A 10,856-nucleotide genomic window follows, 5' to 3' on the forward strand; every position below is an offset into this window, starting at 1 on the left:
CCTCCTCCAAGCGCCGCGCGGGCGCAAGGCGCACAACGACCGCACCTCGGAACCAGGAGCCTCCGCCATGCCGACCATCCTTCACCCCAGCCGCCGCCGTTTCCTCACCCTTGCCGGAACCGCCGTCGCGGCCCTTCAACTCGGCTCCAGCGCCGGGCAGGCGCAGAGCTTCAAGTCGGCGTCGAAGCTGCCGGCGATCCGGCCGGGGGCTGGGACGTCGCTCGGACCGATCAAGCAGGTCAAGGCCGGCGAGATCAGCATCGGCTATGCCGAGACAGGTCCGGCCGACGGCCCCGTCGTCATCCTGCTGCACGGCTGGCCATACGACATCCACAGCTTCGCCGACGTCGCGCCGGCGCTGGCCGCGTCCGGCCATCGCGTCATCATTCCGCATCTGCGCGGCTACGGCACGACGCGGCTGCTGTCGCCCACCGCGTTGCGCAGCGGCCAGCCGGTTGCCGTCGCCGCCGACATCGTCGCGCTGATGGACGCGCTTTCGATCAGGACCGCGACCCTCGCCGGCTATGATTGGGGCGCGCGCACCGCCAACATCATCGCGGCGCTGTGGCCGGAGCGGTGCAAGGCGATGGTCTCGGTCAGCGGCTATCTGATCGGCAGCCAGCAGGCCGGCCGCATGCCGCTGCCGCCGGCCGCCGAGCTGCAATGGTGGTACCAGTTCTACTTCGCGACCGAGCGCGGCCGCGAGGGCTACGACAAGAACCGGCGCGACTTCGCCAGGCTGATCTGGCAGACGGCCTCGCCGAAATGGGCGTTCGACGACGCCACGTTCGCGCGCAGCGCCGCCGCCTTCGACAATCCCGATCACGTCGACATCGTCGTGCACAACTATCGCTGGCGGCTCGGCCTCGCGCAGGGCGAGGCGAAATACGATGCGCTGGAGGCGAGGCTCGCGACCTTTCCCGACATCACCGTGCCCACCATCACGATGGAGGGCGATGCCAACGGCGCGCCGCATCCAGCGCCCGAGGCCTACGCCAGGAAGTTCACCGGCCGCTACGAGCACCGGCTGATCACTGGCGGCATCGGCCACAACCTGCCGCAGGAGGCGCCGCAGGCGTTTGCGCAGGCGGTGCTCGACGTGACGGCGAGCGCGTAGCGCCGACGATCTCAGGCGGGAGCGCGTTGCTTTTCTCGGCGTTGCAGCCACGTCTCCCGCCGCACGATCCATTGCTCGGAGCGGGTCTCGCCATTGTGGTGCGCGACCTCGATGAAGCCGACGAACTCGGCGCCCGTCTTCTGCTTGACCCGCCGTGATGCGATGTTGCTCGCGACGTTGCAGACGGTGAACTGATCGAGCCCGAGCGGACCGAAGGCGAAGTCGTTCACAGCGGCGATCGCCTCGCTCATCAGCCCTCGATTCCAATAGGGCTCAGCGAGCCAGAAGCCGCGATGGCCCTTCATCGACTCCATGCGCGGCCGGAAGTGAATATTGCCGATGGCCTCGCCGTCACCGTCGCGCAGCGCCAGCACCCATTGATACAGCTCCTCGCCGGCCGCGATCCTGTCGAGCTGCAGCCTGACGAAGGTCTCGGCGCCGTCGGGAGGATAGGGCCACGGAACGACGGCCGCGAGGTTGCGGACAACGTTCCAGTTGTTGAACTGACGCGGGATCGCCGGCGCATCGGCGAGGGCCAGCGGCCGCAGGATCAGACGGGCGGTATGCAACGTGGGCGTGAGCATGACGCCATGCTGTCGTTTACCAAGCTCGTTTGCAAGCCGGGGTTGCTACGCCGTCTAACTCGCATGTCATTGATACTTCGCATCGCGCTCCGCCATTAAGGTTGCCAGGAACTTTCACGCCCGGACTGGAGCCCGATACTTCCACAACGTTGCATTGCAGTGCATGAATCGAGCACACGCAGCCTGCACGAATGCAGCGCGCGTACAACCGTCGCAGGAAACTGCGCCGGCTCGGGCTCAGGGTTGCGCCCGAACGTCAACCATTCGTCTGCCGCGAGATCATCACGCAGATCTTGGGCGGGCGCGATTCGGGGTGTCGTGGATATGAAGCGCAAAACGGCGGATCGTCAGTTACGTCGTCTGCAGGCAGAGCAGAGCTTCGATCCGCGCACATGGCGCGATCGGCAGCTCGGCCGGGCCGCGCCGTTCTACGGCTCGGAGCTGTTCCAGCTCGGCTGCCCGCCGCTGGCGTCGTTCATCGCCGCGTTCCTCGGCTGTCTGATGACCCTGCATCTGAGTGCAACCGGGCTGTCGCCGCTGATTGCCTCGGCCGCGGCGGCTTTGCTGCTGTGCGCCTCGCTGATCCTGACACGGACCGCGGATCTGGTGCCGAGCACGTTCTTCTCGTCGGCCTATGGCGGCAGCTTCGTCGGCATGACACCCGTGGCGCTGTTGAACGCAAGCGTCATTCGCGCCGGCCTGCCGCTCGACGCCGCCTTCGTTCTGCTCTCGCTGTTCTGTGGACTGGTGTTCTGTCTGGGCTGTGCGCTCGACATGTGGCTGCGCGGGGGGCTCGCGCGTGGCTATGGCGGACGACTGGGCGCGCTGGCGGCGGTCGCTTCGTTCCTGTTCGTCGGTCTCGCGCCGCTGCTCGGCGCCGAGGGCGAGCTGTTTCCGATCGCGCGCCGCGGCGCGCTGGAGCAGGGGCTCGGCGGCACCGCGCTCACCTTCGCGTTGTGCACGGTCGGCATGCTGGCGACGATGGCCGCCTTGCGCTGGGCGCCCGTGGCTGGGTCGCGCCGCGCGGTACGCATCTTCGTTGCGGCGACGGTGGCCTTTGCCGGCCTCGTGGTGCTGCAGCTTCTGCCCAGCAAGGTCCCTGATCTCGACGCCTATTCCGCCGGTTGCTTCGTCGGCATGTCGTCGTTGCGGCGGCTCCGCAGCCTGCCGCAGGCGATGGCCGCGGTGGTGCTGCTGACGTGCCTGCTGATCCTCACCGGTCCCATCCTGCCGAGCGTCGGCGGCAGCCTCGGATACATCGCCTTCGTCTCGGTCATTTTCGTGGATGCTGCGGTTCGTCTGTTCGTCGAGGCAGGGGAATCGCCGTGGCAGACCGTCCTCGCCTGGACGCGGGGACTCGTCGCCACACTCGCTATCTTCGCGGTGCTGCTCACCAGCGAGCTGATGTTTCAGCCGCCGGCGGCGGAGCCCGACGGTCCGTTGGTGAACGCGGACAAAGCCGCTGCGCCGGCGCGGACCACGATGACCTCACACGACGAGGATCGGCGCGACGGCACGGCGCCCGGCGAGCCGGCCTCGGCCGCTGACACAGCGCCGGATCTGCCGCTTCAGATCCTTGATCCGGGGGGCGCCAATCCGCTCGCCCCGCGGCCCTCGAGTGAGCCGGTCCAGCAGTCCGCGTCGCCCGCGTCCGCGGAGCCGTCCCGGCGGATCGGTCGCGATGGTCGGCCAGCGGGCGTGCTGGCTGCCCGGCTGAGGCGCCAACAGGCACGGGCGGTGCCGCACGCGACGGCGCGACCGCGCATCGTGGCCCGCCATGAGGTGCAGCCCGCGCCGGAGTGGCGGCCGGACCCATCGACATTGGCGGGGCCGTGACAGCGGACCGCGATGACGCGCTCGACCGGCCGTCCGAGCCCGGCTCTCACCGCTGGCCGCGCCGGTCGCTGAATGTCGTGCCGCTGGCCTCGTTCGCCGGCGCTTTTCTCGGTTGTCTGGCGACGCTGCACCTGTGCACGTCGGGCCTGTCCCCGGCGCTCGCGTCGGTCACCGCCACCCTGCTGCTCTGCGCTGGCCTGATCACGGCAAGAACCAGAGATCTGCTGCCGACGACCTTCTCCTCCTCGGTCTATGGCGGCAGCTTCAGCGGGATGACGCCGATCGTTGCGTTGAGCGAGAGCGTGGCGCGGTCGGGGCTTCCGGTCGACAGATCCTTCCTGCTGCTGTCGCTGTTTTGCGGCCTCGTGTTCTGCAGCGTCTGCGCGATCGAAATGCGGCTGCGCGTCGTGCTGTTGCGCGGCTATGGCGGCCGCTTCGGCGCGCTCGCGGCGATCGGCTCGTTTCTGTTCCTCAGCCTCGCGCCGCTGCTCGGCGCCGACGGCGCACCGGTGCGCGTCGCCAGCCTTCAGGGCTTCGACAGGGGTCTCAATCATTCGGTGCTCATGCTGGCGCTGTGCGGCGTCGGAATGGTCGCAACGATGGCGGCGCTGAGGCTGCCGCGGGTTGCGGCCGCAGGGCGGCCGGCGCGCATCTTCGTCTCGGCAGCACTGGCCTGTGCCGGTCTCGTCATCCTGCAGCAGCTCGCGCCGGACGATGCCCGCCTGTCCGACGCGTATTTTGCCGGTTGTTTCGTCGGCATGTCGTCGCCGCAGCGTTTGCGGGGTGTGGTCCAGCCGCTGGTCGCCGCGGTGGCGCTGACCGCGTTGCTGGTCCAGGCGGCGGCGGTTCTGCCAAGCGTCGGCGGCAGCCTCGGCTTCGCAGCCTTCGTCGCGGTGGTCGGCGTCGATGCTGGCCGCCGGATCATCAGCCGCGCCGCGCTGCCGCCCGAGCGTCCTGCGCGGATCTCGCTCGGCAGAAGCCTCGCCGCCGCACTCGCGATTGCGGGCGTGCTGCTGCCGAATGACTTGTTCCAGTCGGGGCCGGTCGAGGAGACCACGGGATCGATCGTGCAGGCGGAGAGGCCGCCTCAACCTGAGCCCGCCGTTCCAGCCGAGCCTGTTGCGGCCGAGCCGGCCGTGGCGGCAGTCCCGATCGAATTGCCCGCCGATGCGTCGCCGGCCGCCGAGACGACATCCGACGTAGTCCGTCCGGTCGCGCGGCCGGCGCCAAGCGAGCCGCCGCGGCGGCGCCGCGCCAGCCGGCCCGCGGTCGTTGCTCCGCAATCGCGTCCGATCGATCCCGAACCCTGGCGCATCATCCGCGACGGACAGCAGGCGGGTGCAGGAACGGCGGCGACCGGCTCGCCGCCGGCTCGGGCGAAGCGCAGCCAAGCCCGCGTTCCCGGATCAGTACCGGCCCCGCCGCGCGCCGCGCCACGGCCGCGGACGCCCCGGGTGGAGGATCCGCAGCCCTCGGTGTCGGAACCGCGCTGAGCAGGCTCAGCCGAACTTGCGCCGCGCGTCGAGCGCGAGCCCGATGCCGACGCTGCCGAGCAGGTCGGTCTCGGCGATACGCGCCGCCGGAAACAGCGCCAGGATTGCCTGACGCAGCGCCGGCACCATGCTCGAGCCGCCGGTGAGGAAGATGGTGTTGATGGAAGCGGCCCCGACGCCGGCATCGTCGAGCAGCTGCGTCACCGTGCCGACGACGCGTTCGACGGAATCGCCGATGGCGCGGTCGAAATCCTTGCGCGTGAACTTGATGCGCGCCCAGTCGTCCTTCTCCGACAGCACCGAGGTCAGCGACTTCGCCGCGGTCAGCGCGATCTTGGCCTGCTCGACGCCGATCGCGAGCGTATGGCCGCGATGCTCCTCCACCACCTTGATGAAGCGGTCGACCAGATCGCGCCGCTCGGCCTCGTAGCGGATCTGGCGCAGCTCGCCGATCACGCCCTTCTTGTAGAGCTGGTTGATGCGGTGCCAGGTGGCGAGCTCGTGATAGTACAGCGTCGGCAGGTTGCGCTTGCCGTCGGCGGTCAGGCTGCCGTAGCCGAGATGCGGCATGACGCTTTTCAGGCTGAGCAGCCGGTCGAAATCGGTGCCGCCGATGTGGATGCCGCCATTGGCGAGGATGTCGTCCTCGCGCTGCGCCTTGCCGCGCCGCTCGGGCGAGACGCGCACGATCGAGAAGTCCGAGGTGCCGCCGCCGATGTCGACGATCAGCACCAGCTCCTCGCGGGCGACCTGCTGCTCGTAGTCGAGCGCGGCGGCGATCGGCTCGTATTGGAACGCGATGTGCTTGAAACCCTGGTCCCGCGCGATGCCCTCCAGCGCGCTCTGCGCCTCCGCGTCGGCCGCATCATCCTTGTCGACGAAGCGGACGGGACGGCCGAGCACGACTTGATTGATCTCCCTGCCGAGCCGCGTCTCGATCCGCGTCTTCAGATGCGCGAAGAAGAAGCCGAGGATACCTGCAAACGGCACCGCCTTCTGCCGAATATAGGTCTTCTCGTGGATCAGCGCGGTGCCGAGGATGCTCTTCAGCGCGCGCATGAAGCGGCCGTCGTGGCCGGTCAGATAGCGCTCGATCGCGCTGCGCCCGAACTGGGTGCCGTGATCCTCGAAATCGAAGAACATCGCACTCGGCAAGGTCCGCTGCTCGCCCTCCAGGGGGATGAGCTCTGCGGAGGCGGAATTGCTGAGGCCGACCGTGGTGTTCGAAGTGCCGAAGTCGATGCCACAATGGGCCGCTGCCGCCATGCTCGTCTCGTTTCCGTCCGGGGGGCGGTCCGCTTAGCCGTTCGGCGGCGCGATGTCATCCGCCAATGTGCGGAGCGGCGCGCATGGCAGTCGTCTGGCGGAGAGATGACTGTGCATCCTGCCTGTCGAAGGTGCAGCCGGGGGCGATGACGCCCCCGCTGTCCGGTGATCATCCCGCCGGCCTGAACGCAGGTCCCTCGAAGCGCAGCCCGGCTGCGCCACGTTCGACGCGGTCATGCGCCGCGTGGATGAGGCGCGCCTCGCCGGCGTCGGCTAGGCGCGCGCGGCCGTCCAGCAATGCGGCGAGACGCGCGAGCGCCAGCGCCTTGTTGCGATGCTGGGAGCGGCCGTCGCGCGCGACCGCGACCAGCCCCGTCGGCATGTGAACCGCGCGCACCGCGCTCTCGGTCTTGTTCTGGTGCTGGCCGCCGGGACCGCCGGCACGAAAGCTCTCGAACCGGACGTCGGTGGCCGCCAACGCCGCCATCCGCTCCGACGGGGGCAGATCGACGATGCCGACGAACCAGTTCTTGCGGCCGTGATGCGGCCGCAGCGGACTGCGGCACACCCAGAGCAGCGAGCCCTGCGTCCAGCGCCGCGCGAGGTCGGCCGCCGTCGGCCCGTCCAGCACGACGATCGCGCTGGCCGGCCCATGCCGGTCGGTCTGCTCTCGCGCGATCGCGCATTCGCAGTCCGCCGCCTCGGCCTCGTCGGCGAGCCGCTGCAGCGCATGCGCGACCGCGAGCCGGCATTCGGCCGGACCGCGCCCCGCCGTGAGGAGCAGCCGTCTCATCGCCGGTCCTCCCTGCGCGGCCGCTGGACGGCGATCTTCTTCACCGTCACCAGCGGGCGGAAGCTGGCGACGACGCGCGCCAGCCCGAATGCTTCGAGATCGGCGATCACGCCGACGATCGGCTTGTAGGCCTCCGGCGCTTCCTCGGCGAGCAGCGCGCGGTCCTCGCAGATCACGCGGCCGCCGAACGGATTGCGCGCGAGACGCTCGCGATCCGATCGCGTGGCGCCGACACGGCCGATCATCGAGCTCCGGTCGAACTTGCGACCGGCGCCATGCGCGATCGACCACAACGCCTCCTTTGGCGCTGACGCGAGCGGCGCGACCAGATAGGACAGCGCGCCGCGCGAGCCCGGCACGACGACGAGACCCTGGTCGGACGGCGCAGCCCCCTTTCGGTGCAACACGCCGTCTGCGCGATGCTCGATGCAATTGTGCGAGCACGCACAGACCGGATCGGCCTCACAGCGCAAGGCCGTCGCGGCCCGCTGCGCGATGACCTGCCGGTTCAGCGACGCCCAGCGCAGCGCGTGATCATGTGCTGCGAGATAGGCGTGGCCAGCCTCACTGTCCGGCGCGAGCGGCTTGAGATCCTCCGCAACGTGCCGTTCGAGCAGCGCATGGCCGAGGCCGCGCGAGCCCGAATGCACCAGCAGATGAGCGCGGTCGCGATCGATGCCGCAGGACGGATCGAACACCTCCTCGACCGCCTGCAGCTCACAGAAGTGATTGCCGCCGCCGATCGTGCCGAGCGACGCATCGAAGTCGGACGGCGCAAGCTGATGAGCTGCGAGCTCGCTCACGATGTCGCCGTCATAGGGTGTGGCGACGTCGCGCAGCCGGTCGGCCGCCTTGTCGACGCGAATCCGGCGCGAAGCGAGGTCGAGCTGATACAGCGCCATGCCGCAGCCCGCATCGGAGCCGACGAAGGCCGGGTGGATATGGTCGGCGAGGATGGCGCAGCCGACGGGACCGAACTTGCCGGGATGCAGGTCCGGCATGCCGGCGACAGCACGCACGCCACAGATGTCAGCCACCGTTTCGAGCTGGCGCGCAGCGGCGCCCTCGATCCAGGAGCTGGACGAGTAGAAGCCGTGGACCGGCGCACGGCCGTCCACGCGATGGGAATTGCCCATGTAAATACCTTGGAGAAAGATAGGGAGAACTGGTCAGGGACGATCAGCGCGCGCGGACGCACGCATGCCAGACCAAGCCTCGCCTCACGCGAGGATCAGTCCCGGCGGCTCCTGGCGGAGCAACGGATGATCGCAGTCATCGTCTCTCTCCTGTGCGGCGGAGCCGAATGCTCGACGCCGGAGCGCGTAGTAATCACATCCCGATCATATTGGCAATGTACGTCATTCAACCGATGTCCCGCTGTGACGTACAGGACACGGATGCCCCGTCGTTTTCGAGCAGCTCGCTTTCTCTCCGTCATTGCGAGGAGCGCAGCGACGAAGCAATCCAGGGCCCCGCGCACCACACTGGATTCTTCGCCGCGCTCGCACAGAATGGGGGGCATCGAAGATGGACGACGGCGCATCTGTCCGCAGCCGGCAGATCCAGGCACGTGCATCCTCGCGATCAGAACAGCGCGAGGAAATCGCCGAGGAAATAGATGATGGCCACCACGATCAGCGCGCCCATCAGCAGGAAGGAAAGCTGCACGGCGATCGCGCAGCCGCCCAGGGTCGTCGCCATCGCCGCGACGTGCCGCTCCTCGCGACGCAACTGACCCACGACGCCGAGAATGATCGCAAGCAACCCGAGCGAGACCGCGGCCACCGGCAATTGGCGGTGCAGGCGGTCGGTCCAGGACGTCTCGCGCGCCGGCGCCTGGTAGTCGACGCCCTTGATGCGCGCCATCAGGCGCTCCTTCACGCGATGTCCGACATCGACGATGACCTGGTCGATCGGCGGCGGCGGATCGATCACCGGCAGCCCCCAATGCGGCAGAACCGCCGCGACCAGAGCAACAAGCCCGATCACGCAACCGATGATGCCCAGCCGGCGTGACTGAACGATCGTGTCTGTCATGGCTCAAAATCTCCGATGCGGGCGTGCTGCGTCTGCTTCGGTCGCGGCGGAAGGATTGCGAAACGTTAATCTCGTCATCGTCACCGCGGAAAGGACCCAACCCCCGCAAGCCTGAACGCCTGGATCATGCGTCGGCCGCCGGAGCTCTCCGGTTCAATCCCTCCGATCCGCCCAAGGTCATAGCAAGCGCGTCGCAAGCTGCTGCGCCTCCCAGCCTTCGAGAAATTCCCGCTGTTGCGTGACCCAGCGGACATTCTCGCTACCCCATTCGCGCGAACGGCTGGCCTGCTCGCCCATCAGCCAGAAGTGCCTGACGATCACGAAGGCATGCGCGGCCTCGAAATCAGCGGCCGAGATCGGGCGGACCGAGCGGTAGCCGTCGACGAAGGCGTGCCACGCCGCATGAAAGCGCCGGCCGAACGACAGCTTGGCCCACAGGAACACGGCCATGTCATAGGCCAGATAGCCAGGACCGCCGTCGTCGAAGTCGAAGAACACGGCCTCGCCGCCGGCGCCGATGCGCGCATTGAAGCCGTGGCAGTCGCCGTGACAATGCGTCCATGTCAGACCCTCCATCGCCTCGATCCGTGCGGCGGTACGCTCCGCGATGTCCTGGAGAAAGCCGCCATCATCGGCGTCGATCAGACTGCAGAGCTGTTGAACGCGCGCGAGCGGCCGGTGCAGCAGGTGGTCGAGGTCCAGAAGATAGAGCGGCGCTTCGGGCCGAAAGGACATCGCCGCCGCGTGCACTCGGGCAAGCGTCACGCCGTTGGCGCGCGCGTCGCTCTGCGATGCGACCTCCGGGGTCCGTCCCTCGATGGCGTGAAACAGCACGCCTTCGCGGCGGCCTTCCGCCGCCTCGCCGCGTACGAACAGCGCGCCGTCGCGTGCCGGAACCGCCGCGGCCACCGGCACGCCGCAGCGCGCGAGATGTGCGAGGAAGTCGGTCTCGGTGCGGACATCGGCCGGGCCGCGGGCGCGGTGATGCGACAGACGGAAGACGTAGCGTGCGCCCGTGGCGGATGTAATCAGATAGACGTCGTTGAAGCCGCGGTTCATCAGGCGGCACGCGAGCGGCTCCGATAGCGCGTAGTGTGTTGCCACGAAGCGGCCCACGCTCTCGGCGCCGGTCGTGGTGTAGATCGGCTCGAAGTCGGGCACGTCGCGTGTTCCGGATTGTGGAGACGATGGCATCCTAAGCTGCTGCCGTCCGCGGTGAAAGGCGGGACGGGCACGAGCAATCCATCGCATTGGCGTAGGCAGGTTGTACCGGGCTGCCCGTCGGGCAAATCGATCGAGGTGGCGAGCGCAATCTGCCGCTGATGTCCAGCCCGCCTGCGAAAAGTATTCTTGTTTCGCTTTTCCGGAAATCATGCTTATCTCCCGCGCATCCCGCCTCATGCAGAGAGGGGCGTACGCGTCGTCACGATACGCGGGGGCGGGGAGTGGTGGCCGTCGCGAGGTCGGGCGCGTTCGCGCGCAAGACGGCTGATGTCGTGGCGGACGGTCAAGCCGTGTGGTCCTGGCGCCCCGAAGCTGGCGCCAAGCTTGCGATCACGTTCGTGCGTGGTTGCGAGCGACGGGGGCAAACAAGCCGGTCCCCGGGGAGAGCGCGGAGCAGCCGTGAAAACCATCGCGCAGGGAAGGCCGGGTGGCGGATTCAATTGGTCGTCGCAACACTCGATGAGGAGGTTGCGATGGGCATTCGAAAGAAACGGTCAACGCGGGGC

The 10,856-nt window shown here is 68.5% G+C and carries 9 protein-coding genes; 3 read left to right on the plus strand and 6 right to left on the minus strand.

Annotated features, from left to right (window positions below; genetic code table 11):
- Window positions 1-67 precede the first annotated feature (67 nt).
- Window positions 68-1,117 (plus strand): alpha/beta hydrolase, encoded by a 1,050-nt coding sequence (locus QW863_RS28475; protein WP_315716210.1) that lies wholly within the window; start codon window positions 68-70, stop codon window positions 1,115-1,117.
- Window positions 1,118-1,128: 11 nt separating this feature from the next.
- Here the strand turns inward: QW863_RS28475 and QW863_RS28480 are convergent, their stop codons facing one another.
- Complete coding sequence (locus QW863_RS28480; protein ID WP_315716209.1) at window positions 1,129-1,701, minus strand: GNAT family N-acetyltransferase; 573 nt, start codon at window positions 1,699-1,701, stop codon at window positions 1,129-1,131.
- 324 nt (window positions 1,702-2,025) lie between these two features.
- Here QW863_RS28480 and QW863_RS28485 point away from each other — a divergent pair, with 324 nt between their 5' ends.
- The gene (locus QW863_RS28485; RefSeq protein WP_315716208.1) at window positions 2,026-3,537 is read left to right on the plus strand and encodes a hypothetical protein; all 1,512 of its coding nucleotides are present in this window, start codon (window positions 2,026-2,028) and stop codon (window positions 3,535-3,537) included.
- Entirely contained in the window at window positions 3,534-5,030 is a 1,497-nt protein-coding gene (locus QW863_RS28490) for a hypothetical protein (RefSeq protein WP_315716207.1), read from the plus strand. Before QW863_RS28485 ends, QW863_RS28490 begins: the two co-directional genes overlap by 4 nt.
- Window positions 5,031-5,036: 6 nt before the next feature.
- Here the strand turns inward: QW863_RS28490 and QW863_RS28495 are convergent, their stop codons facing one another.
- From QW863_RS28495 to QW863_RS28515, 5 genes are all read right to left on the minus strand, one after another.
- Window positions 5,037-6,296, minus strand: coding sequence for an Hsp70 family protein (locus QW863_RS28495; protein ID WP_315716206.1), 1,260 nt, complete (start codon window positions 6,294-6,296; stop codon window positions 5,037-5,039).
- Window positions 6,297-6,465: 169 nt separating this feature from the next.
- A complete protein-coding gene (gene prfH, locus QW863_RS28500; protein ID WP_315716205.1) occupies window positions 6,466-7,089 on the minus strand; it encodes a peptide chain release factor H in 624 nt (207 codons plus the stop codon).
- The gene (locus tag QW863_RS28505; protein ID WP_315716203.1) at window positions 7,086-8,225 is read right to left on the minus strand and encodes an RNA ligase RtcB family protein; all 1,140 of its coding nucleotides are present in this window, start codon (window positions 8,223-8,225) and stop codon (window positions 7,086-7,088) included. Before QW863_RS28505 ends, prfH begins: the two co-directional genes overlap by 4 nt.
- Window positions 8,226-8,673: 448 nt before the next feature.
- Window positions 8,674-9,126, minus strand: a complete 453-nt coding sequence (locus QW863_RS28510; protein WP_315716202.1) for a hypothetical protein — start codon at window positions 9,124-9,126, stop codon at window positions 8,674-8,676.
- A 177-nt stretch (window positions 9,127-9,303) separates the two neighbouring features.
- Window positions 9,304-10,287 (minus strand): phosphotransferase enzyme family protein, encoded by a 984-nt coding sequence (locus QW863_RS28515; RefSeq protein WP_315716453.1) that lies wholly within the window; start codon window positions 10,285-10,287, stop codon window positions 9,304-9,306.
- Window positions 10,288-10,856 lie beyond the last annotated feature (569 nt).

Source organism: Bradyrhizobium sp. SZCCHNR1017, from assembly GCF_032381375.1.
Lineage (GTDB): Bacteria > Pseudomonadota > Alphaproteobacteria > Rhizobiales > Xanthobacteraceae > Bradyrhizobium.